Consider the following 22,752-nt stretch of genomic DNA (forward strand, 5'->3'; position numbering starts at 1 on the left):
GGGGAGAAACGATGCCGATTTCGGACAGTGTGGTGCTGCGTGGCGAGGTCGTGATCCACCACCCCGATCTGGTGAACCTCTACGGCTGCGAGGTCGGCAACGGGTCGCGCATCGGCGCCTTCGTTGAGATTCAGAAGAATTCCTATGTCGGCGAGCGCTGCAAGATCTCCTCGCACACCTTCATATGCGAAGGTGTAACCATCGAGGACGAAGTCTTCATCGGCCACGGAGTGATGTTCACCAACGATCGCCTTCCCCGAGCCACCAACCTCGATGGGAGCGCCCAGAGTGAAGCCGACTGGAAGGTCGAGCTGACCCGGATCAAGAAGGGCGCCTCCATCGGCTCCAACGTCACCATCACCCCGGGCGTGACCATAGGCGAGCGGGCGCTGATCGGCGCCGGCGCCGTGGTCACCCGTGACATCCCCGACTTCGCCGTCGCCATCGGCGTACCAGCACGCGTCGTCGGAGACACACGGACCGCCAAGGCTGACTGACCTCTCTGTCGGGACGATTTCGTACGTCGAATTGCATTCTTTGGCGTATCCGGAGATATCCTTTGAGGTAGTTCCAGCGCCTGCCCTCGCCTGGCTGGATGACCCTGGTTGGGTCCTGATAACCCAACGGTCATAGTGACTTCGCGGCTTCAAACCAACAATTTGAAGACGCCGAGATGGCTTGAAGAGGTCGAGATGGAACGACATTGGACGATCAACGGGCGCTTCCCCTCTCAGCCAACGACAGGCGTTCGACAGGACCTTCAGGACTCTGGCGAGCGCAGGTGGGGTGAGGACCAGGCCGAAATCATCAACATCGGTATAATCGGCTACGGCTACTGGGGGCCGAACCTCCTGCGTAACTTCATGGAGCTTCCCCATGCCCGGGTCCGCATAGTCGCCGACCTGGACCCCAAGAAGCGCGAACTGGTGGAGCGCCGCTATCCGGGCGTCCGGACCACCGGCGATGTCCAGGCCCTGCTCCAGGATCCCGAGATCGACGCTATTGCCGTGGCGACGCCGGTCAACAGCCACTTCGAACTGGGCATGTCGGCACTGAAGGCCGGCAAGCATCTCTGGCTCGAAAAGCCTATGGCTGAAACCTCGCTGCAGGCCAGGATGCTGGTCAATGAGGCCGACAAGCGCGGATTGACCCTGATTGTCGATCACACCTTCATCTACACCGGCGCTGTCCGGAAGATGCGCGAGATCGTTGCCGCCGGCGACCTCGGCCAGATCTACTACTACGACGCCACCCGGGTGAACCTGGGTCTCTTCCAGAAGGACGTGAACGTCATCTCCGACCTGGCGGTCCACGACTTCGCAATCATCGACCATCTGTTCGAAGAACACCCGAACGCGGTTACGGCCAGCGGCATCAACCATTTCCCCGGCACCCCGGAAAATCTGGCCTACATCTCGCTGTTCTACGACAGCGGTATGATCGCGCACATCAATGTGAGCTGGCTTGCACCGGTGAAGGTGCGCAACATCCTGCTCGGCGGCTCCAACAAGATGATTACCTACGACGATCTCGAGCCCTCCGAGAAGGTCAAGGTCTACGACAAAGGCGTCTCCTTCACCGATGATCCGGCCAAGATCCACGAGATGCGCGTCGGCTACCGGACGGGAGACATGTGGGCACCCAAGCTAGATTCCACCGAAGCCCTGCGCATTGCCGGCCAGGATTGGATCGACTGCATCATCGAAAAGAAGGTTCCGATCGCCGATGGCCAGCTTGGCCTGCGCGTGGTGGAGATCATCGAAGCTGCAACCAGTTCCATGCGAGGGCGTGGTGAAACCATTCACCTGCGACGCAAAGGCGCTGCGTGACATGATCCCGTTCGTCGATCTGAAAACCCAGTACGCCTCGATCAAGCCCGAGGTAGATGCCGCCATTCAGCGTACCCTGGAGACCTGTCTGTTCACCCTGGGCGATGAAGTCGCTGCATTCGAAAAGGAATTCGCCGCTTATTCGCAAGCGGCCTTCGGTGCCGGCGTCAACACTGGCACCAGTGCGCTGCATCTGGGCCTGCTGGCCGCCGGGATTGGTCCGGGCGACGAGGTGATCACCTCCCCTTTCACCTTCGTGGCGACGGTGGCGGCCATCTACTACACCGGGGCTACTCCCGTGCTCGTCGATATCGATCCTGCAACCTACACCATCGACCCGGCCCAGATTGAGGCCGCGATCACGCCGGCCACCAAGGCGATCATCCCGATCCACCTTTACGGCCAGCCGGCCGACATGGACCCGATCATGGCCATCGCCCGGAAGCACGGACTTGTGGTGCTGGAAGACGCCTGCCAGGCGCACGGAGCGGAGTACAAAGGCAAGCGCGTTGGCGCCATCGGCGATATGGCGGCTTTCAGCTTCTATCCCGGCAAGAACCTCGGCGCCTATGGCGAAGGTGGGATGCTGACCACTGACAATGCCGAGCACAACCGTGCGGTCCGCATGCTGCGCGACTGGGGTGCCGAGCGGAGGTACCATCACGAACTCAAGGGCTATAACTACCGCCTGGAAGGCCTTCAGGGCTCCGTCCTGCGCGTAAAGCTCAGGTACCTGGATCTGTGGACCGAACGGCGCCGCACCATCGCCGCCCGCTATGACACCATGTTTGCTGGCACCGGCCTGCCGACACCCTTCGTTCGCAGCGACGTGCGGCACGTCTACCACATCTACGCCATCCGCACGCCCGACCGGGCAAACTGGCAAGAGGCGTTGAACGCTCAGGGTATCCAGTCAGGCATCCACTATCCCATTCCGGTGCACCTGCTGCCCGCTTACGCCGACCTCGGCTACAGGCAGGGCCAGTTCCCGCACGCCGAAAATGCGGCTGCCGAGGTTTTGTCCCTGCCCATGTTTGCGGAGTTCACGGAGCAGCAGCAGGATGTGGTCGTGGCCGCGGTCAAGAAACTGCAGGCAAGTGTTTGATGAGTGAGCCGCGCTCGACCGGAAACAGGCCTGCCGAGGCCATCACCAACAGAAGAAAGGGAATACCGTGAAACTTGAGGGCTCTCGCATCTTGGTGACCGGCGGCTGCGGTCTGATCGGTTCGACGACCATCGATCTCCTGCTGAAGGATCACGCGCCGGAAAAGATCGTGATTTTCGACAACCTGATCCGCGGCAGCCTGCACAACGTCAGGGACGCCCTGCAAAACCCACGCGTCCAACTCGTCGAAGGCGACATTCGCGACATGGAGGCTGTCCTCAGGGCCACCGACGGCATGGACGCCGTGATCCATATGGCAACCCTGAGGGTCATCGCCTGCGCCGCGGAGCCTCGCGAAGCCCTGGGCGTCATGTGCGACGGCAGCTACAACGTCATTGAGGCCGCCCAGACCAAGGGCGTGAAGAAGATCTGTGCAGCGTCCTCGGCCTCGGTCTACGGCTTGGCCGACCTTTTCCCGACCGAGGAGAGCCATCACCCTTACAACAACCGCACCTGGTACGGCGCCAGCAAGGTCATGCTGGAAGGCCTGCTGCGCTCGTTCAACGACATGTACGACTTGCCTTACGTGGCCCTGCGCTATTTCAACGTTTACGGCCCGCGCATGGATGTGCACGGTAAGTACACCGAGGTTCTGATCCGTTGGATGGACCGCATCGCCGCCGGACAGCCGCCGCTGATCCTCGGCGACGGATCCACCACCATGGATTTCATTTATATCGAGGACGTCGCGCGCGCCAACATCCTGTCCTTGCTCTCGGACGTGGAGGACGACGTGTTCAACGTCGCCAGCGGCGTAGAGACCAGCCTGAACGATCTGGCCGCCTCGCTCTTGCGGGTGATGGGCTCCAATCTCCAGCCCGAGTACGGTCCCGAGCGCAAGGTGAACCCCGTCTCACGGCGTCTGGCAGACACGACGAAAGCAGAGAAGATTCTGGGCTTCAAGGCATCAATCGACCTCGACGAGGGCCTCGCCCGCCTGGTCGAATGGTGGCGAACCAACCGTGAGCAAGTGGCCGAGCATTCCGCTCGCGCGGCGTAGTCTCCTGATAATCAGGTGCGGCTGCGCGGCCGAGCACTTCGCGCAGCGTCGCACGTGGTGACGACGCGGTTTCGCCAATGCTCTGGCGCGTCAATCGACATTGCATTTATCAAAACAGGAACATATCATGAACAAATGACCATCCTTACCCTCGGTGAAAAGCTGGCGATTTTGTCGGACGCCGCGAAGTATGACGCCTCCTGCGCCTCGTCAGGCGCGGAAAAACGCGACTCCCGGAAATCAGGCGGCATCGGCTCGACCGAAGGCATGGGCATCTGCCATTCCTACGCGCCTGATGGTCGTTGCATCTCGCTGCTGAAAATCCTGCTGACCAACTTTTGCATTTATGACTGCAGCTATTGCATCAACCGCTCATCATCAAACGTCCGGCGCGCGCGCTTTACCATCGAGGAGATCGTCAAGCTGACGATCTCCTTCTACAAGCGCAACTACATCGAAGGCCTGTTCCTGTCCTCGGGCGTCATCCGCTCGCCCGACGAGACGATGGCAGAGTTGGTTGAAGTTGCCCGCCGGCTGCGCGAGGAGGAAAACTTCGCGGGTTACATCCACCTGAAGACGATCCCGGAATCCTCTCAGGATCTGCTCGACGCGGCAGCCCGCTATGCCGATCGCCTGTCGATCAATGTCGAGCTCCCGACCGACGAGGGCGTGAAGAAACTGGCACCGGAAAAGCGCCCGGAGACGATCCGGCTTTCAATGGCTGCACTGCGTTCGAAGATCGAGGAAAAGTCGGAGCCGACCCTCAGGACGAAGAAGCGCCAGCGCTACGCCACGGGCGGGCAGTCGACGCAGATGATCATTGGCGCCGACGCCACCCCCGACGCCGGGATATTGCAGGCCAGCGCGCGGCTCTATGGCAGCTACCGCCTGCGCCGCGTCTACTACTCGGCGTTCAGCCCCATACCCGACGCCTCCTCCTCTCTGCCATTGAAAAAGCCACCGCTGATGCGCGAGCACCGGCTCTATCAGGCCGACTGGTTGATGCGCTTCTACGGCTTCGCTCAGGATGAGATCCTGGACGGCCAGGCAGATGGCATGCTCGACCTCGAGATCGACCCGAAACTCGCCTGGGCGCTCAGCCACCGCGCCATGTTTCCGGTCGACGTGAACACGGCCGAACGGGAATTGCTGTTGCGCGTGCCGGGCCTCGGTGAAAAGGTCGTCACGCGTATTGTCGAGACGCGGCGGCATCGCCGCTTGCGCCTCGAGGATGTGGGACGGCTTTGCCATTCCATCGCAAAGGTCAGGCCATTCATCATTGCCCAAGGCTGGTCACCCGGTGGGCTGACCGACCAGCCGGCATTGCGCGACAAGATCGTTTCTTCCTGCGAACAGCTTTCGTTGTTCTGACAATGCAGACCACGCTTCTCGATCTCTCGGCCTACACCGTGCACTTGACCGGCCAGACCGACTTCGATGGCTGGCGTGAAGCTGCCCGCAGTCTCGTGTTGAACGACATCGAGCCGCAGGAAATTTCCTGGGTGATCGACACAACGGAGCGGGCAACCAGCCGATTGCCTGTTGCGCCCGTTGGCGGGCAGTTCAAGGTTTCCCGCGACTTTGTCGAGCGCGCGGAGACCACCTTGTGCCACAAAGATCCCGAGCGCTTTGCCCTGCTTTACCTGATGCTGTGGCGGATGCGGTCAGAGCCGGAGTTGCTGAAGATCGCATCAGACCCAGATGTGCGGCGATTCGAGGCGATGGAGAAAGCCGTCGGGCGCGACATTCATAAAATGCGCGCCTTCGTGCGCTTCCGGAAGATCGGCGGAGGCGGGGACGAGCGTTATGTCGCCTGGTTTGAGCCGGACCATTTCATCGTCGAACGCAACGCATCGTTCTTTGTCCGCCGTTTCACCGGTATGCGCTGGTCGATCCTGACGCCGCATCTGAGCGTCCATTGGGACGAGGCCGGACTGGTCTTCGCGCCAGGCGCCGACAAGCACGACGCACCGGCCGATGACGCCACCGAGGCGCTGTGGCTTACCTATTATGAGAACATCTTCAACCCCGCGCGCCTGAAGACAAAAGCAATGCAGAAGGAGATGCCGAAGAGATACTGGCGGAACCTCCCGGAGGCGCCACTCATTCCCGGTATGGTGGCCGGCGCGGATGCCGCCGCCAGGGAGATGATCGCCAAAATGCCGACGACTCCGGCTCCCCATCATGCCAAGGTCCAGGCGAAACACTGGCCACAGTCACGCCAGTCAGTTCAGGGGAACGATGGCGTGGAAGCAGAGTCCATCGCGGGGTTGCGCAAGGCGGCCGAAAGCTGCAGGCGCTGCCCGCTCTGGCGCGACGCAACGCAGACGGTTTTCGGCGAGGGTCCGGAAGGGGCTGCAGTCGTTTTTGTCGGCGAACAGCCGGGCGACCAGGAAGATATAGCGGGCAGGCCCTTCATCGGACCTGCTGGCAAAGTGTTCGAGGCAGCGCTTGAAGAGGCTGCCATCGATCGCAAGACGATTTACGTCACCAATGCAGTGAAGCACTTCAAATTCGAGCCGCGCGGCAAGCGCCGTATCCATTCGAAACCCAATACCGGCGAAATCCAGGCCTGTCGCTGGTGGCTCGACAAGGAGCTGGCGCTGACCAAGCCCAGCCTCGTGGTTGCGCTAGGCGCAACTGCGGCGCAATCCCTGCTCGGCAAGGCTGTCCCGATCACCGCGATGCGCGGCCAGATCATCGAGCGCGCGGACGGCCTGCGTGTTTTCCTCACCGTCCATCCGTCCTTCATCCTGCGCATTCAAGATTCCGCGGAGAAGGAAGCCGAACGCAATCGCTTCCTGCAAGACATTCAAGCCGTGAAGGCATTGATGGCGTAGACCTCCAGGCATGGACAACTGTGGCTGCACCCGATTGTCATTGCACCAGCGGCCCAAGAATGCTGGCGCCCGGCCCTCCAGGCGATCTCGAAAACTCGGTGGCAACTCCCGCCGTCAGATACTCGTCGAACCAGATGTGCGGCAGACGATCGGCTTCCGCCAGCCATTCGGCGACATGCGGATGCGCCAGGATCGTCTCCATCCATTCTTTTGCTCCGGCAAATGCATCCGCGGACACGCCGTGGCGCATCAGTTTGATCGCGTTCGGCGCCAGAGCATGATCGGCGAGACTGATCTCGCCAAAAAGCCAAGGTCCTCCGGATCGCCGCAGATGCGGCTCGATTGCTGCGAAGAAGCGTGCGGCCTCCTCATTCTCGTTGGGCGTCAGCCGCCTCTTGAGCGGGTAGAAAGCGCTCTCGAACGATATCCATTTGAGCAGCCCAGACAATCCATAGTGCTGCCAGGCCAGGAGGGACCGCGCCTCGTCACGGCTCCATCGTTCGGGAACCAGTTCGAAGAGCGTTCAAGATTTTCGCGCAAGGTCACGCTTCATCTTCACGCAGAGACAATTCGCATCTTGCCGACCTCCTCCTCAGCTCCCCGCGCAAACGCCAGCACGTGCGCCACCACCACCGGATCACGAAGCAGCCGCTTGTGACCGAGACCATCGACTGCCATCCATCGGGCGCCGCGCCAGCGCGACGCGACCTCCCTTGCCGCAGCGAAGGATACGGTCCTGTCGTCGGCTGAGTGCACGAACAGAGCCGGCTGTCGCATGGCCACCGCTTCGCGGCGCATGTCGATCCAGTCGGGATGCTCGCCGATCAGGTGATGCAGATGTTCGATCAGTGCTTCGGCAGCGATGCCCTTCAGCCCTGCCTGTGCGGACGCAACGCGAACAAAATTGCCATAGTGCGTGGGTGTCGCCAGAAGGACGACGCGTTCGGCAACAAGGTCCTCGGCCAGCGCATGAACAAGGCAGGCCCCGCCAATGGAATGGCCGAGCGCCAATGCGAACGGACCAGCCTCTTGCGCAACAGCGCGCAGCACGCGCACGGCCAGCGGAATGGAAAGGCGCTCCCCGCCGGAGTTGCCGTGCCCCGGCAGATCAGGAGACCAGATGGTGAACCCTGCCGCCGCCAGTTCGTCGCCGATCATCCTGAAATCAGACGGACCGCCTTCCCAGCCGTGTACCAGTAGAACGTTTGGTCCATCACCGCGCCGTCGCAGATTCACGCCGACCTCGGCACCGTCCGGCCAATCGCCCGGGGTCGCGACCAGCAGTCGGGTCTGCGTTTCGCCCTCGGCGAGGACATCGACGGGTGGGCGTCGTACTCGCAACAAGGCGTCGGCGAAGGCTTCGATCCGCGGCGCTGAATCGGAAGCGGCGTTGTGCTGTGCGGTCATGTCTGTTGTCCCTGCGAACGCAGCCCCAGCGCAGCTGCAGCGCTCAATGCGATGATGAAAGCGATCGACACCCAGCAAAACTGAAAAACGGATCGCACCTGCTCGGGTGGCAGCGCGAAAGAACCGGTTACGGCGACCAGCAGCGCCACACCGAAGACATAGCCAAGTTGACGGCTGGTGTTGACCACACCACTCCCGGTTGCCGCCATCCCTACAGGGACATCCCGGGTTGCCGTTGCGATCATCGTCGGCAGGGCCATCCCTATGCCGGCCCCGATGACAATCCACCCGGGCAAGACCTCGCTGAGATAGTTTGCATGAGTAGAGGCCATGACCGCCAGAAAGAGCGCGCCAAGACCGAAGACAAGATTGCCACAGATGATGAGGCTTCTGGCTGAAGCGCCGGGTGTGAGTTTCTGGACCAGATAGGCGGTTATCGGCACCGCAACCGGGCCAGGCACCATCGCAATTCCGGCCGCGATCAGACTTAAGCCCGCCGCTGTCTGAAGCCAGACCGCCACGCTTAGGAACAACGCTCCAAACGCGGTGCAGAACAGGAGCACCGTCACGTTGGCCCACACAAAGGTCGGTATCCGAAACAACGCCGGATCGACGATCGGCGAGGGATGGTTCCTGATCCGCACCACAAGCCAGATCAATCCAACGACGGCGAAAATTCCCAGGGCAAACAGTCGTGTGCCGGAAGTTCGCTGTCCGTCGATCAACCCAAGCGAAATGACGGAGATGGTGATCCCGAGAATGAGCGCTCCCAGAAAATCCGGCTTGGCAACAGGCGAACCCGCGGCGCGCGCCGATGCGGGCAGCAGCCAGGCGGCGGCGATGCCCGCCAGGATACCGACGGGCAAATTGATCAGGAAAACCCATCGCCATGAGTATTCGGCGAGCATGCCACCCAATGCCGGTCCGATAGCACCGGCGATCGCGCTGGTGGTGGCCCATGTTTTGACAGCGCCCGCCCGTCGGCTCGCCGGCAGAACGGACAGCAGCAGGCCGAGACTGGTCGGCGTAAGTGCCGCGGCGCCGACAGCCTGCGCAATGCGTGCAAGCACCAACCACTGGAGGGTCGGCGCCACGGCGCATCCAACACTCGCCAGTGTGAAGATTCCCAACCCGATCAGGAAACCTGCCTTGCGTCCAAGATTGTCGGCGAGACGGCCCGACGGGATCAGAAGCGCAGCATAGACAATGGTGTAGCCATTGAGAATCCAGCTGAGATCGGCAAGGGACGATTGCGAGAACTCGCGTCCGATTTGCGCAAAAGCGATGTGGACGACGAAGACGTCGAGCATCGCCATGAACGCCGCTCCGCAAAGGATGAGCGTTGTGATGGTTGACTGGCGTGCCGACAGTTCGGCATCCGGCCTTGCTTCAGAAGAGATGAAGGCGGTCATGGCCGGCGACCCTGCCGCAGTTCCTCCAAAGACCACTGGACCATGGCCTGGCATGCCGCCGGATGATTTCCGTCGCCCTCGCCAAGCCTCGGAATCAGGCTAACAATCTGAACACCGGACATTCTCGCTCCACGATCAGTTTGATTTTCCAACCGACTCGTTGCACGGCGAGTTTGAAAACACAACTCTTATTTAGTTTGATTTTCAAACTCTAAGGATGATAGGCTCCGGAATGCTCTCAATTCCGCCAAGTGAAGTTCCGCGCAACTGCAACATTGCCGATGCCCTGGAGGTTGTCGGCGATCGATGGAGCCTGCTCGTCGTCCGTGAATTGTTTTATGGCCCTCAGCGTTTCACGGACATTGCCCGCCACACCGGCGCACCGCGCGACATTCTCGCTGTCCGGCTTCGCAAGCTCGAAGAGCACGGTGTTCTTTTACGCATCCCATACAGCGAGCATCCTCCCCGGTATGAGTATCGTTTGACGCCCTCTGGTCGCGCCCTGTCACCCGTGTTGCTGACCTTGAAACGATGGGGGAGCGAGAACCTCGGCGGCAGCGCGGATCCGATAGTGCTGAGACATTCCTGTGGAGCAGAATTTGTTGCCCAGGTTCACTGCAAGGCCTGCGGCGAAATCCTCCCCCCGGATGCAAGTGACGCCGGCAAGCTTTTTGTCGCGGACTCCCATCACGACTGACCTGAAGCCCGAGCTTCTTTGCTGGAGCGCCTCCTATCAAATGATGGTTGGGGCGGCTGCACGCACGCGATATGCAATGTCAGTTGGCGCGCCTTCCCTCAGGTAGTCAGCCTTTGCCATGCGAATGCAGGGCAGATGACATGGCCGGAGACAGGGCACACCCCCGCTTCGTCTCCGGCCGCCTTCTCACGACAATGCAGACCGCCGCCGGATGAGAGCGCCACGCTTGATGCGCCCTGATGGCTTGGGCCTGCGCCCGGCGCAGTTCGTCAGGTCCGCTCCCTGCCAAGGCGTTGCAACCAGGAGCCGGTCACCTGTCTTTTGCGACTCTCACCGCGACACCAGAAAAAACAGCGCCGCCACAGTATAGGCGCGTGTCAAATTGCCGGAGCATCGCAGATATATCAGAAGGCTATCGTTTGGTTAATATCAAATGATAGCTTCAGACGCCCGTCATTTAAGCAAAATCGAGACGAATGCGGACGAGGAATCCAACAATGCTTATTTATAAGCATGATTACAATTCACGCGTAAACTATATACGCGAGATAAATCCAATTAATAATGTGAATACATTATTTAGAGCTAATACGCCAACTGCGACGGCGACCTGCCATCGCAGTTTAGATTAACACCACATCCGATGCCGTTTTCTCGCCCCCGTTCGTCCGCCGGCTCGAGCGCAACTGACCCGGCATGAAACCCGCACATTACCGCAAAGAACCAATTGGCCAGCTCCAGAGGCCAGCGCGCTCGCAAATCCAGTGCGAAGCGCCAGCGATTCGACAATACACACAGGGTGGGAATTTGAAGCGCAGTCTTGTGTTCGACCTCGCGAGCATCTCCGAGAGGATGTACGAGGCCGCGTTTCTGCCCGAGTTGTGGGTGCCGCTGCTCGACGATCTGGCAAAGGCTACGGGTTCTGGCTTCGGTGGCATCGGTATTTATTGGCCGGTCCAGCGCGGGATCACGACAACATTCACCATCTCGCCGGGGCCTGCCCCATGGCAGCAATCGCCGGAAGAGACGCAGCGCTGGCTGGCCCATGTCCGATCGGGCGAATACATAAACCAGGGCTTTTTTCAGATCGATCCGTTCGCGGGGGACTGGTCGGACATCGCCGACTTCGATGTGCGCCTTGCCCGTCACATCAGGCGTGGCTTCGGCGTCCAGGCGGGAACGATCATTGAGCTTTTCAACGGAGAAGTGATTACGCTCGAATTCACCCGGCGGCGGCAGGAACCTCGCTATGAGGCTTCTCTGATCGCCCATCTGAACACGCTGAACGCGGCATTTCGCCATTCGGTGTTTTTTGCCTCGCGCCTGCAATTCGAGCGGATGCGCAGCAGCTTGCAGACGCTGAACGATTTCGGGCTTCCGGCAGCCTTGTTAAGTGACTGCGGCCATATTCTGCATGCGAATGAGCTGTTCGAGAACGTCGAGCGCTACATCTCGAGATTGCCCTCGGGACAACTGTCCGTTCGAGGAAATGACGACCTTCGCCGTTCTTTCGCGCAGGCGCTGGAAACCGCCAAGACAAAAAGCATCAGCGTCGCGCTGCCCGCCGACAATGGCAGAACCGCTGCGATCGTGGAACTGATGCCCATGGTGGGTGACGCGAGGATGATCTTCTCGATACCCTGCACGATCATGGTGGTCACGCCGGTTGCCACAAATGTCGGGGTACCATCGCCAGAGCTTGCTTCCAAGCTTTTTGGCCTGACACCTGCCGAAGCACGACTGGCGGTCACTTTGACATCAGGTCTCTCCTTGCGTGACAGCGCCGCCAACCAAGGAATTACGACCGGTACCGCTCGCGCCTATCTCATCCGCATCTTCTCAAAGACCGGAACAAGCCAGCAGAGCGAATTGGTCAGCCTCCTGAAAAGCATTCACTCCTCAAGGTGATCGGTGCTCAGCTTTTACCGAGAGTGTTTCCGCATTTAGCCGAAACACTCTCATTCCGTTCTGCGCAGTTTCGGGCACAAAACCGCTGTGCGCTTCTGCTGGCCTGCGCTAGAAAATGTCCGCAAGCGAGCGAGGTTCCTTACGGGCCTGATGGTTTAGGCCATGCCGTAAAATCGACACCTGGCGATACACTTCCTTGCGGGTCCGTTGGATGTTGCCGAGCGGCCTGTGTGCTTCTCTCGTCCGCCACGGCGTGAAGGATAGCGGATCCATGCGCTGCAGGTTATCATCACCTGAAATGTCCTGGCGCGGCATACGCAGTCGGGCAACGGTAACGGGCGGCGAAAGCACTTCCGACCACTCGACGGTCACATCTTCCACCGGCATCTTGTTGATGTCGACAGAGAGTTGGACCTGGACGTCAAACTCGAAGGATCCCTCCTGCAGGGACTCCACGAGAGCCGGCCTGAATACTTCGGCCGTGGAAGTGAGGTCCAGCGCACGGCGACGCAGCCCGGCGATGCTCTTTTCCGTCGGACGAAACATCACCTTGGCAACGTAGTCTCCGTGCCTGACGGCGCCCATGGTCCAATATGTGGATTGGAGAAGATTGACCGGCGCTCCGCTTGCGACGCGGAGGAATGCCAGTAGTTCGTCCCAAGCCCATTCGTCCTCGGCAAGAGTCCCTTTCCCAGTCACGAACTCTCGCATGAAACGATGGATGCCGCGCTTTCCTTGCGCGATATACTCAGGAGCACCAATGAAGAGCCCCTGAACGAACAGGTAATGTTCAACAGTATTGCAGAAGAAGATCGGCGCATTGATGTTGGCGTAGTCGAATGTTTCGGTATCGGGCTCGTCTTCGAGCAGTGTCTTCCCCGGTATGTTGAAGATCTTCAGCGCGAGGCCGGTCGCGCTGCCCAACCCCATGTCGGCGCCGGTGTGTGGTGAGCCGTTCGAAAATCGAATGACTGCCTCATGTTTGCCCGGCGCCGCGTAAATACCTTGCGCATACGCATCGGGAAGGCCTGAAAGAATTTCAAATTCCGCGCGCACCAGGCCATAGCCCTTGGCGTGCGCATCGCGGACGGCCTTTCCGCCTTCGTTCGTTTTGGCCGAACCCTTCACATAGGATTTCGCACCATCGAGAATGATTGCGAGACTCTTGTCAAAATCAGGATCCGCAGCCTCGATTTCAGGCGAGTATTTGACAAACGAACTCATTCTTCTGCTCCGCGTGAGGGAATGAAGCGATCGATAGCGCTCTCAAGAAATCGAGCATTAAGAGTGACGCGAGAAGGACAGATCCCCCATCGCGCAGTCATTCACCGTCAACTCGACGACCCTGGTTGGTTAGGTTCTTGACGGTTTCTTGAATACCATCGTTTGATATCATTCCGATCAGAGCTTCTTTTCGAATACTATCGTATGATAGCAGACTCACCGCTACCTCAAGTTATCTACTCGAAATGCAGCCATAGCGAATTGATTTCCGATCGTAATTCAATACGAAACCTGATTTATAAAGGCTTCTTTTGCCTTATGTTTCGTAATTTCGATGTTCACGTTCGGAGTCCGCTGAATATTCGAGGAGACAGAGAGCGTGAACAAGACAGTTTATATTGATTCGACTGTTGACCCTGCCGAGATTGAAAAGCGGCATTGCCCTGTGCGTGTCCAGACCGATGGGGTCGGGCTTCGCATGGGCAACGTTTCCGAATTCACGCTTGTTGCCCCGCTAAAGCAGGGCGGCGCAGAAATTTTCCGGCAGCGCATCGCCCAGGCACAAGCCGAATCCAATTACTGGGAGGGCAAGCTAGGGACCGTTCACGACCTGCGCGTCGCCCTGATCAACAACGACACCCAGATCCTGTTCGCGGCAACCTACAGCGACGAATTCAAGCCCTACGTCGAAGATGTGATCAAATTTGCCACGCCCTGGATCGACCACATGTTCCTGGGGGTTGCTGAGGGTTATCCGGGCCTCGCCAAGCCGGAGGCGCTCGAATACATCGCGAAACATCAGGTGCAGGCCAGCATGTGGTATGTCGAGAACAATCAGCTGAGCGTCCGTGATGTGGCGCGAGGCGGACGTGTGGTAAAGCAGTTCAACGACCTGCTCGACGCGCTTCAGAACTAATCATCCGTTCTGCTTCGACCCCTCCCAGCGAACTCATCCGGGCTGATCGTGTCTGACGTCACACTTGCTCTTGCCGACATACAGGGTACCGCACTTCGCCGCAGGCCCGACAGGTACCATGGCACCTACATCCTGTATCGCATCGATGACGCCGCCGATGCGCGCAAGATGCTGGGGCAGATCCTGCCCCATGTAACGACCGCAGCAGGCTGGGAACAGCCTGTGCCATTCACATTGAACATCGTTTTCACATGGCAGGGCCTGAAAGCGCTCGGGCTTTCGCAGAGTAGCCTGGACAGCTTCCCGGCCGAATTCAAAGCGGGGATGGCTTCGCGAAAAGAGGTTCTCGGCGATCTCGGTGAAAGCGACCCGGCCAATTGGCGAGAACCACTTGGTTCTCCGGACGTGCATATCGGTATTCTGATTGCGGCCGAGAACAAGGAGCACATCGACGAGCCGCTGCAGCTTGCGATGGGCGCGCGAAAGGGCCTCAACGGCGTCACCCCGATCTACAGGCTCGATGTCGAGATCCCTGCGACGGGCCGGGAACATTTCGGCTTCAAGGATGGCATAGGCAGCGCCCATGTCATCGGCAGCGGATCGACCGCCTATCCAGGCCAGGATCCGATCATGCCCGGAGAATTCATACTCGGCGAAAAGGACGAGGACGGCGGGATCGCGCCGCTGCCGCAACCCGAGGTGCTGGGACGAAACGGAACCTATCTCGCCTTCCGGCAATACTACCAGGATGTGGCTGCGTTTCGCCGCTATCTTCAGGAAAACGCCAAGGACAAGAGTGACGAGGAGTTTGTCGCGGCGAAGATGATCGGCAGATGGCGCAGCGGTGCTCCATTGGCGCTGTCACCTGACAAGGATGACCCCGAACTCGGCGCGGATCCTCATCGCAACAATGATTTCACCTATGCCAGCCGGGATCCCAACGGTCTTGCTTGTCCGATGGGCGCCCATATGCGCCGCTGCAACCCTCGCGACAGCCTGACGAACTCCATTGTCGACGTGAAACGGCATCGGCTCCTGCGCGGAGGAACCGCCTACGGCCCGGTGCTGCCGGAGGGTGTGACGACAGACGACGGCGTCGAGCGAGGGATCGTCTTCATCTTCATGGGCGCGAGCCTCTCGCGGCAGTTCGAATTCATCCAGCAGGTATGGATCAACCAGGGTGACTTCATTGGCATGGCCGGAGAAAAGGACCCTCTCATCGGCACCAATGAAGGCCACGGCGATTTCACGATTCCAGGCAAACCACTGCGGCGTCGCCTGAAGGGATTGCCCAGCTTTGCCGTCGTGCGAGGCGGCGAATATTGTTTTCTCCCCAGCTTGAGCGCCCTTCGATGGCTTACGCAGGCGCAGTGAAAGAGCCAGATGCGCGATGCGATACAGGAAAGTGCGCTGCCGCGCATATTGCCGGGCCGGAACCCTCAAATGGCAGTATCGAGCAGGTATGAGCCGTGCAAAGCTGGTTGCGATGACGACGCAGCTCTCCTCCCGAAAGGCTCCCCTGCTTCGCCATCATGCCACACTGGGCCCTCATCCCGGCACGGCGTTCTCCAGGGCATAGCGCCATCCTCGTTCGGCGCTATGCCCTTTTTTGACGATGGTTCGCGCAACCGCGACAACACGTAGACTGGAAGGGGCGTATGCGGCCTCGCAAGCCACGGAGGCGGCCTCTGCCTCTATCCGGGATTGATGGTGTCACGCTCGGGCGCGAAAGCTTCGGCAACGGTTTCATGTGCTGCAAGGCGTTGTTCGTCGTCGCCATCGCGCTCTCGGCAGCCGGTTGTGCTGGATCCAACACACACGACCTGCTCAACAAGACCGTGGTAGAGGCGCCTGCCTCGGCAATCGCAGCCACCCACGACATCTATGTCGCCACCACGCGCGAGACAGCCAAGACCGATCCGCGCCAGGTGTTCGCCGGCGAACGCTCGCTGCGCACGCAATATGCACGCATCGACGTGTCCGTGCCCAAGATCCATCAGGTCGGTCAGATCGAGCGGGCCAAGGGCCGTGCTGACAGCAACCCCGCCAAGCACTTCACCGCCACCCGCGCCACGCTCTACAACAGCGTCAGGGAATTCGAGCAGGCGGTGGGCGCCGACATCTCGCGCAACGATGGACGTGTCCTGGTATTCGTCCACGGCTATAACAACGGCTTTGACGACGGTGTTTTCAGGCTGACGCAGATTGCACAGGATACGAACTATCCCGGCACGCCGGTGCTGTTCTCCTGGGCTTCGGCCGGCAAGACCACCGGCTATATCTACGACAAGGAAAGCGCTAACGCGGCCCGCGACGATCTAGAGGCGACGCTCAGGCTGCTGGCGAAGACCAAGGCCAAGAGCATCGACATCATCGCGCATTCGATGGGCAACTGGGTGGCGATGGAGGCCTTGCGGCAACTGGCCATCACCGGCGACCGCGATCTTTCCGGCAAGCTCGGCTATGTCGTGCTCGCTTCGCCCGATATCGATGTCGACGTCTTCAAGAAGCAGATGATCCGCTACGGCAAACCCAAAAGACCGTTCACCGTTCTGCTGTCCGCCGACGATCGCGCCTTGCGAGCCTCCAGCTTCATCTCCGGCGCCAAGCCGCGTGTCGGCGACTACGGCAATGCCTCCGACCTCGCGCAATACGGCGTCAATGTCGTCGACCTGTCCAAATCCAAGAGCGGTGATAGCATGAATCATGCGAAGTTCGCCGACAACCCGCTCCTGGTGCAGTTGCTCGGCAAGCAGTTGCGGACGCCGGCGGCCCTGGCTGATCCTGTCAACAACCAGTCGATCGAGCACCTGGGCACCGGCCTTGGTCAAGCCGTCGGATCGGCCGCGGAGATCGCCGTGACCACGCCGTTCAAGGTTCTGACGGCGGTAACTGGCGGCGGACAGTAGAAAATCAATGGCCGCGCATGCGCGATAACACGGACGATGCGTGGTCTATCCGTCACGCGTCAGGCGGTCGAACACGCGCAAGGCATGGAAAACGCAGATGTAGTTCGCGCTGCCGATCTGAAGGCGTTGTCCCGGGCTGCCGTAAGCCGCCGCATCGCGCACGTAATGTCGGATCTGGTGTGTCCACTCGCCCCATGGGTCACACAGGGCGACCAGTGTGTATTCCTCATACCCGACCGTCTTGTGGTCGAGTACCGTGGAGGTCTCCTCGGGCAGGTCTGGCTCACCGCTGTCCTCGCAACCGCAAGACAGGGACTGTGCTTCGGCTCGGTTGCGCCTGGTGAGTTCCGCCCAGCAATCGGCAGTGCGTTCGCCACGCGCGATCGCTTCGCGCAGAAAGCGTTTTGTCTGCATCCGTGGCAGCCAGTTGTCGACTGGCTTGCCGTCGCTATCAAACATACAGGGCTGCATGCGCCCTTTCCCGATTTACGGTTGCCGTTGCGGTCGATCGTGCAAACTCGCCGGCAGTCCAGAGAGAAGCCCGGCCGTCGCAGCGTTGGGAGATTCACGACGGCCGGGGTTTCGCTTGCATCATCGTGCCCCCACGGCTTTGCAAGACAGGACGCAGAATGACAGTTTTATGGCGCCACGCTGCTATCAAATGCAGGTAACTTGGCACTGACGGAGTAAGGGCACTGGAACGAACCATACACGGTGCCGGACACCTTCAAGCGGACGGTGCGTCCTAGATTGCGGCCGCCGAACGGGCGCGTTGCTGCAATTCGGACTGAACCGCCGACTGAAGACCGAGGATCTCGGTTCGGATCGCATCGTCGGCAACACCGTCTGCGCGTAACCCGGCGACAATGCCGGCAATGCGCTCTCGCCAGAACGTGTTGGCGCTCGGACCATGCACGACTTCGAGATCATCGGAGATCGAGCGGACCAGGGTTGCACGCGAGTGGAGCGGGAAAGGAATCAGTTCAGCCATGTCCGGGACGATCGGTCATGGATGGTTTATCAAACGTGAACCGAACGTTTTTTCGTGCGCGTCCGGATCGACGCACGTCTCTTCCGCGGACCGTCTCCACAAAAACTCCACACAATATCGACACATCCTGAACGCAGCGCCGCTCAAGCCGCTTGTCGAAGCGGTTGTGACGTCAGCGCTCTTGCAACCTTGCCGCCCACGCCATCGCCAGACAAAAGCGACAGCGGGCGATGCATGCCGGAAGATAGCTTGCCGATGATGATGGAAAATCCGCTTGTGTTGATCGTCGAGGACGAGCCCGAGATCGTCGACATTCTTGAAACCTATTTCAGCCGGGAAGGCTTTCGCACCGTCAGTGCAAATGATGGCCCCACCGGCCTCGCGCATCATCTGCGCCTGAGGCCCGACATCATTGTTCTCGATGTGAAGATGCCGGGACAGGATGGATATGAAGTGCTCGCGGCCCTGCGCAGGCGGGGCGATACTCCCGTCATCATGGTCACGGCACTCGCGGAAGACCTGGACAAATTGCAGGCGCTCCGCATTGGCGCGGACGACTATGTCGTCAAGCCCTTCAATCCTCTCGAGGTCGTCGCCCGCGCAAAGGCGGTGTTGCGGCGAACACGAAAGCGAGATGCCGGAACCGCAATCCGCATCGGACCTCTCACCATCGATCCGGATGCCCATATGGCGTCGGTGGAGACGGTAAACGGCCAAGTCTCGCTGGAGCTCACCCGAACCGAGTTCCGACTGCTGGCCCACATGGCCGGTTCGCCGAACCGGGTCTTCGAGCGGGGCGAACTGGTCGACGCGTGTCTGCCGGAAGGGGAAGCATTGGAGCGCACGGTCGACAGCCACGTAAGCAATCTGAGACGCAAGCTTGGCTCATCCGGGGCCGACGGTCTTGTGACGGGCGTGCGCGGGGTCGGCTACAAGCTCGTTGCGAGCCACCGCTGATGGGAAGGCATCCCATCACAGCCACAGGACCGCGTCCTGAAGCCTTGCGCCGGCTCGCACGACGATGAGAAAAGGCACCCTCAGCCGCCAGGTGATGCTGTCGATCAGCGCTGTGACGCTGTCGGCGCTGGCTGTCATGTTCTTCGGCGGAATCCTCTACTTCTACAATTACGAGTGGCTCGTCCCGACCGCAATTCAGAACGAAGATACGGAATGGGTGCTCACCGATTTCGTGGCGCTCGGCATCTTTGTCGCGATCGGCCTGATCACGGCGGGCATTGTCGGCTTGAGGCTGGCGCGCCGCATTCTGCGACCGCTGGATGCGGTCGCAGAGGCATTGCGTGCAATCGCGGCCGGGGATTTCAGCGCCCGCGCCGAAATCGCACAAGATGGCTTCGGCGAAGCCGAAACGCTGATCAGCGATTTCAACAGGATGGCCGGGCGGCTCGAGACCGCGGAATCCGAATTGCGTTTCTCGAACTCTGCCATCGCCCATGAGCTGCGCACGCCGCTCACCATCCTCAGAGGACGCCTGCAGGGGCTGTCTGACGGTGTGTTTCCGCCGACCAGGGAGCTTTACGGCAATCTCATCGCGCACGTCGATGGCTTGACGCATCTGGTCGAAGACCTGCGGACTCTCGGCCTTGCCAGTGCCGGCCATCTCGATCTGAAGCTGGAGGCTGTCGATCTGGCCGGTGAGGTCGAGGCGATCATCGGCGCACTGGAACCGGAAATGGCGGCGGCGAATGTAAAGCTCGAACGAGACCTGCAGGCCGTTCAGTGCCACATCGACCGAAATCGTGTGCGTCAGGCATTGCTGGCCGTGCTGGACAACGCACGCCGCTACGCCCCGAACAGCACGGTATGTATGCAGACCTTCACCTCCGGCTCGGTCGGCATCATCAGATGCTCGGATTCCGGCCCAGGTGTGCTGAACGGAAGCCATGACAAGATGTTCGAACGGTTTTGGCGCGCCGACGAGTCCCGCTCCCGCAAGAATGGAGGCAGCGGGCTGGGACTGGCCATTGTCAGAGCCATCGCTCAAGCGCATGGCGGAGAGGTCCTGGCCCGCTCCTCACAAAGCGGCGGCCTGGCCATCGAGGTTTCGTTGCCGCTGGCACCAGCCCATTGATCGGATCAGGCATCTGCTCTCAAGGTCCCTCCACAAAAACTCCACGGACCATCCATGGAATCCCAACCGTTCCAGTCTTTGAGGCAGGATGTGCTTCCAGTGTTCGGCGTCTTGCGCACGGATACACGGAAGCGGCCGAAGCCGGCAGGTTGGGAGGGCCCTGCCGGGCTACCCGGCAAAGTGCATCTGGAACAAAGGCGGTTCGGCTTGAAAAGCGCGCGTCGGGATCTGGTTTCTGAATTGGTTCGCGCGGACAGGTGCTGGCGTTCCCATGCAGAACGGAAGTTCTTGCGCCTGGACATTTCCGAGGCTCGAGCAATGCCTTTGGTATGGGTTTCAAGGCTCGGGAATGGCGTCTGGCAGTCCGAGGTGGCGAACAGCATCGGCATTCGCGCAGCGACGCTTGCCGACATGATCAACCAGCTTGAGGCGGCCAGGCTGATAGAGCGGCGTGAAGACCCCAGGGACCAGCGCGCCAAGGCACTTTGGCTGACGGAAGCAGGCGCGGCCCTAGCCGCCAAGCTCGAAGATATACTTAGCGAATTACTTGACGACATCTTGTCGGAATTCGACGCGTCGGAACTGGAGATCGCCACAAAAATCCTTCGGCGCATTTCGATGCGGGAAGCGAAATCCAACCGATTTCTCATCAGCAGATAAAATATCCAGACGATTTTCCGCCGCCGGATAGATTTCAGTCACAAACAATCTCCGAGGAAGAACATTTTCTTCCAGGAGATTCAGCCTCTGTGTATATCTTAAATATACATATGACTAAATTACCTTCATTTCACCGATCGAAAAATCAATAATTGGCAACGGCTCCGCATCGATTGCAGGGGATACATCGACACGGAACCGTTCATCGACTGGAGGCCGATGTGACTTCCGTATATTGCAAAGCAAAATTCAAAGCGACTCAAATAACTATTATTTGCGTAATTATTTTAATTAGATTCCTATCTACAGTAGTTATTTAATAAGGATCCTAATATAATCGTGACATTATGACAACATAATCAACAACAGAGACCAAAAATCCCCATATTAATTTGAAATCAATTTGCATCGACGTGTTTCAGGTGCGATGGCTTTGCTCGAAAAGGAAAAAAGATACCGCCTTTTCGAGGACACTTTTCCAAAGATAGGAGTTTGAAAATGAACGTTAGGAGCCTTCTCCTCGGCTCGGCTGCGGCTTTGGTCGCTGCTTCCGGAGCGCGCGCGGCCGACGCTGTCGTCATCGCGGAACCGGAGCCGGCAGAATACGTGAAGATCTGCGACGTCTACGGCGCTGGTTATTTCTACATCCCGGGCACCGAAACCTGCCTGCGCGTCGGCGGTTATGTACGTTATGACGTCGGTCTCGGCGATTTCGGCGGCGTCAAGACGACCGACCGCCTGAATGGTCGCGAGCGGGACACCTATGCCAAGAATGGTCGTTTCACGCTGAAGACCTGGACCGGCCAGGAAACCGAGCTCGGCACGCTGAAGACCTACACTGAAACCCGCTTCAATTTCGGCAACAGCAGCGACAACGCCAATGCCCGCAACAGCGGCGTCACGCTGAACTTCGCCTGGATCCAGCTGGGTGGTTTGCGCGTCGGTAAGGACGAGTCGGCCTTCCTCACCTTCTCGGGATATGCCGGCAACGTCATCAAGGACGATTTCATCCCCTTCGGTGAATACGACACCAACCTGATCAGCTACACCTTCGACGCCGGCAATGGCTTCTCGGCGATCGCCTCGCTGGAACAGGGTTCGGGCAGCTACAACACCCGCATCAAGAACGGCGCGGGTGTCTGGGTTCCTGGCATTGCCAACCAGACCATCGACAGCTACGTCCCGAACGTCGTTCTTGGTGGCAAATACACGCAAGGCTGGGGCGGCATCTCCGGCGTCGTTGCCTACAATTCATCGTGGGAAGAGTGGGCCGGCAAGGTCCGCCTGGACATCAAGGCAACCGACCAGATCTCGCTGTTCGTGCTCGGCGGTTACGGCACCGAGAAGAACTCGCTGCGCAGTTTCTACAAGCCATGGGATGGCAAGTGGGCTGTCTGGGGTGGCGGTACCTACAAGTTCGACGAGCGGACTGCCTTCAACGTCCAGGCGTCCTACGATCAGGGCAAGACCTTCGCGCTGGCCGCGAACATCGCACACCAGCTGGTACCGGGCTTCACCATCACCGGCGAAGTGGATTACTTCAACAAGTCGGCCAGCAAGTATCACGCCAAGAGCGACGGCGTGGGCGGCGTTCTCCGCTTCCAGCGCGATTTCTAAGACATCGTCTTGAAATCAATGCGGAACCCGGCCTGGCGGCCGGGTTCCTGCTTTTGGGAATTCAGATCGAGAACATCGCTCTCATCAA

The 22,752-nt window shown here is 59.6% G+C and carries 21 protein-coding genes; 15 read left to right on the plus strand and 6 right to left on the minus strand.

Features of this window, described 5'->3' with window-relative positions; genetic code table 11:
- Positions 1–11 precede the first annotated feature (11 nt).
- The 6 genes from AC3WTO_RS19430 (at position 12) to AC3WTO_RS19455 (ending at position 6,834) form a co-directional block, all read left to right on the plus strand.
- Entirely contained in the window at positions 12–497 is a 486-nt protein-coding gene (locus AC3WTO_RS19430; RefSeq protein ID WP_492462539.1) for an acyltransferase, read from the plus strand.
- Between the two features lie 306 nt (positions 498–803).
- Positions 804–1,829, plus strand: a complete 1,026-nt coding sequence (locus tag AC3WTO_RS19435; RefSeq protein WP_492462763.1) for a Gfo/Idh/MocA family protein — start codon at positions 804–806, stop codon at positions 1,827–1,829.
- A 1-nt stretch (position 1,830) separates the two neighbouring features.
- Positions 1,831–2,934: a DegT/DnrJ/EryC1/StrS family aminotransferase gene (locus AC3WTO_RS19440; RefSeq protein ID WP_492462540.1), complete on the plus strand. Its 1,104-nt coding sequence runs from the start codon at positions 1,831–1,833 to the stop codon at positions 2,932–2,934.
- Positions 2,935–3,001: 67 nt separating this feature from the next.
- Positions 3,002–3,994, plus strand: coding sequence for an NAD-dependent epimerase/dehydratase family protein (locus AC3WTO_RS19445; protein WP_492462541.1), 993 nt, complete (start codon positions 3,002–3,004; stop codon positions 3,992–3,994).
- Between the two features lie 135 nt (positions 3,995–4,129).
- Positions 4,130–5,365 (plus strand): putative DNA modification/repair radical SAM protein, encoded by a 1,236-nt coding sequence (locus AC3WTO_RS19450; RefSeq protein ID WP_492462542.1) that lies wholly within the window; start codon positions 4,130–4,132, stop codon positions 5,363–5,365.
- A 2-nt stretch (positions 5,366–5,367) separates the two neighbouring features.
- On the plus strand, positions 5,368–6,834 hold the full coding sequence (locus tag AC3WTO_RS19455; RefSeq protein WP_492462543.1) for a UdgX family uracil-DNA binding protein: 1,467 nt from the start codon (positions 5,368–5,370) through the stop codon (positions 6,832–6,834).
- 37 nt (positions 6,835–6,871) lie between these two features.
- Here AC3WTO_RS19455 and AC3WTO_RS19460 read toward each other — a convergent pair whose 3' ends face one another.
- The 3 genes from AC3WTO_RS19460 to AC3WTO_RS19470 all read right to left on the minus strand — a co-directional run bounded on the left by AC3WTO_RS19460 (position 6,872) and on the right by AC3WTO_RS19470 (position 9,653).
- Positions 6,872–7,282, minus strand: coding sequence for a glutathione S-transferase family protein (locus tag AC3WTO_RS19460; RefSeq protein WP_492462544.1), 411 nt, complete (start codon positions 7,280–7,282; stop codon positions 6,872–6,874).
- A 107-nt stretch (positions 7,283–7,389) separates the two neighbouring features.
- Positions 7,390–8,241 (minus strand): alpha/beta fold hydrolase, encoded by an 852-nt coding sequence (locus AC3WTO_RS19465; RefSeq protein WP_492462545.1) that lies wholly within the window; start codon positions 8,239–8,241, stop codon positions 7,390–7,392.
- A complete protein-coding gene (locus AC3WTO_RS19470) occupies positions 8,238–9,653 on the minus strand; it encodes an MFS transporter (protein ID WP_492462546.1) in 1,416 nt (471 codons plus the stop codon). Before AC3WTO_RS19470 ends, AC3WTO_RS19465 begins: the two co-directional genes overlap by 4 nt.
- Positions 9,654–9,885: 232 nt before the next feature.
- On the opposite strand from AC3WTO_RS19470, the gene AC3WTO_RS19475 reads away from it, so the two are divergent.
- On the plus strand, positions 9,886–10,350 hold the full coding sequence (locus tag AC3WTO_RS19475) for a winged helix-turn-helix transcriptional regulator (protein WP_492462547.1): 465 nt from the start codon (positions 9,886–9,888) through the stop codon (positions 10,348–10,350).
- 807 nt (positions 10,351–11,157) lie between these two features.
- The gene (locus tag AC3WTO_RS19480; RefSeq protein WP_492462548.1) at positions 11,158–12,258 is read left to right on the plus strand and encodes a helix-turn-helix transcriptional regulator; all 1,101 of its coding nucleotides are present in this window, start codon (positions 11,158–11,160) and stop codon (positions 12,256–12,258) included.
- A 108-nt stretch (positions 12,259–12,366) separates the two neighbouring features.
- Here the strand turns inward: AC3WTO_RS19480 and AC3WTO_RS19485 are convergent, their stop codons facing one another.
- Positions 12,367–13,482, minus strand: a complete 1,116-nt coding sequence (locus tag AC3WTO_RS19485) for a catalase family protein (RefSeq protein ID WP_492462549.1) — start codon at positions 13,480–13,482, stop codon at positions 12,367–12,369.
- A 379-nt stretch (positions 13,483–13,861) separates the two neighbouring features.
- On the opposite strand from AC3WTO_RS19485, the gene AC3WTO_RS19490 reads away from it, so the two are divergent.
- The 3 genes from AC3WTO_RS19490 (at position 13,862) to AC3WTO_RS19500 (ending at position 17,307) form a co-directional block, all read left to right on the plus strand.
- Complete coding sequence (locus AC3WTO_RS19490) at positions 13,862–14,398, plus strand: hypothetical protein (RefSeq protein ID WP_492462550.1); 537 nt, start codon at positions 13,862–13,864, stop codon at positions 14,396–14,398.
- Positions 14,399–14,446: 48 nt separating this feature from the next.
- Positions 14,447–15,772: a Dyp-type peroxidase gene (locus tag AC3WTO_RS19495; protein WP_492462551.1), complete on the plus strand. Its 1,326-nt coding sequence runs from the start codon at positions 14,447–14,449 to the stop codon at positions 15,770–15,772.
- Positions 15,773–16,146: 374 nt separating this feature from the next.
- The gene (locus tag AC3WTO_RS19500; protein WP_492462764.1) at positions 16,147–17,307 is read left to right on the plus strand and encodes an alpha/beta hydrolase; all 1,161 of its coding nucleotides are present in this window, start codon (positions 16,147–16,149) and stop codon (positions 17,305–17,307) included.
- A gap of 45 nt (positions 17,308–17,352) precedes the next feature.
- On the opposite strand, the gene AC3WTO_RS19505 is transcribed toward AC3WTO_RS19500, so the two are convergent.
- Complete coding sequence (locus tag AC3WTO_RS19505) at positions 17,353–17,778, minus strand: hypothetical protein (protein ID WP_492558432.1); 426 nt, start codon at positions 17,776–17,778, stop codon at positions 17,353–17,355.
- A 274-nt stretch (positions 17,779–18,052) separates the two neighbouring features.
- Complete coding sequence (locus AC3WTO_RS19510; protein WP_492462553.1) at positions 18,053–18,298, minus strand: DUF6074 family protein; 246 nt, start codon at positions 18,296–18,298, stop codon at positions 18,053–18,055.
- 261 nt (positions 18,299–18,559) lie between these two features.
- Between AC3WTO_RS19510 and AC3WTO_RS19515 the strand changes: the two genes are divergently transcribed.
- The 4 genes from AC3WTO_RS19515 (at position 18,560) to AC3WTO_RS19530 (ending at position 22,664) form a co-directional block, all read left to right on the plus strand.
- Positions 18,560–19,255, plus strand: coding sequence for a response regulator (locus AC3WTO_RS19515; protein ID WP_492462765.1), 696 nt, complete (start codon positions 18,560–18,562; stop codon positions 19,253–19,255).
- A 64-nt stretch (positions 19,256–19,319) separates the two neighbouring features.
- The gene (locus tag AC3WTO_RS19520; protein WP_492462554.1) at positions 19,320–20,387 is read left to right on the plus strand and encodes an ATP-binding protein; all 1,068 of its coding nucleotides are present in this window, start codon (positions 19,320–19,322) and stop codon (positions 20,385–20,387) included.
- Positions 20,388–20,441: 54 nt separating this feature from the next.
- Positions 20,442–21,047: a MarR family winged helix-turn-helix transcriptional regulator gene (locus tag AC3WTO_RS19525; RefSeq protein ID WP_492462555.1), complete on the plus strand. Its 606-nt coding sequence runs from the start codon at positions 20,442–20,444 to the stop codon at positions 21,045–21,047.
- Between the two features lie 498 nt (positions 21,048–21,545).
- On the plus strand, positions 21,546–22,664 hold the full coding sequence (locus AC3WTO_RS19530) for a porin (RefSeq protein WP_492462556.1): 1,119 nt from the start codon (positions 21,546–21,548) through the stop codon (positions 22,662–22,664).
- Positions 22,665–22,752: the final 88 nt, after the last annotated feature.

This window comes from Mesorhizobium sp. EU05-FHT14A09, from assembly GCF_058790995.1.

Coding starts and splice junctions, on each gene's coding strand:
- AC3WTO_RS19430 (WP_492462539.1), top strand. CDS start 12: ATGCCGATTTCGGACAGTGTGGTGCTGCGTGGCGAGGTCGTGATCCAC.
- AC3WTO_RS19440 (WP_492462540.1), top strand. CDS start 1,831: ATGATCCCGTTCGTCGATCTGAAAACCCAGTACGCCTCGATCAAGCCC.
- AC3WTO_RS19450 (WP_492462542.1), top strand. CDS start 4,130: ATGACCATCCTTACCCTCGGTGAAAAGCTGGCGATTTTGTCGGACGCC.
- AC3WTO_RS19455 (WP_492462543.1), top strand. CDS start 5,368: ATGCAGACCACGCTTCTCGATCTCTCGGCCTACACCGTGCACTTGACC.
- AC3WTO_RS19465 (WP_492462545.1), bottom strand. CDS start 8,241: ATGACCGCACAGCACAACGCCGCTTCCGATTCAGCGCCGCGGATCGAA.
- AC3WTO_RS19470 (WP_492462546.1), bottom strand. CDS start 9,653: ATGACCGCCTTCATCTCTTCTGAAGCAAGGCCGGATGCCGAACTGTCG.
- AC3WTO_RS19475 (WP_492462547.1), top strand. CDS start 9,886: ATGCTCTCAATTCCGCCAAGTGAAGTTCCGCGCAACTGCAACATTGCC.
- AC3WTO_RS19485 (WP_492462549.1), bottom strand. CDS start 13,482: ATGAGTTCGTTTGTCAAATACTCGCCTGAAATCGAGGCTGCGGATCCT.
- AC3WTO_RS19500 (WP_492462764.1), top strand. CDS start 16,147: ATGTGCTGCAAGGCGTTGTTCGTCGTCGCCATCGCGCTCTCGGCAGCC.
- AC3WTO_RS19505 (WP_492558432.1), bottom strand. CDS start 17,778: ATGCAGCCCTGTATGTTTGATAGCGACGGCAAGCCAGTCGACAACTGG.
- AC3WTO_RS19510 (WP_492462553.1), bottom strand. CDS start 18,298: ATGGCTGAACTGATTCCTTTCCCGCTCCACTCGCGTGCAACCCTGGTC.
- AC3WTO_RS19515 (WP_492462765.1), top strand. CDS start 18,560: ATGGAAAATCCGCTTGTGTTGATCGTCGAGGACGAGCCCGAGATCGTC.
- AC3WTO_RS19520 (WP_492462554.1), top strand. CDS start 19,320: ATGAGAAAAGGCACCCTCAGCCGCCAGGTGATGCTGTCGATCAGCGCT.
- AC3WTO_RS19525 (WP_492462555.1), top strand. CDS start 20,442: ATGGAATCCCAACCGTTCCAGTCTTTGAGGCAGGATGTGCTTCCAGTG.
- AC3WTO_RS19530 (WP_492462556.1), top strand. CDS start 21,546: ATGAACGTTAGGAGCCTTCTCCTCGGCTCGGCTGCGGCTTTGGTCGCT.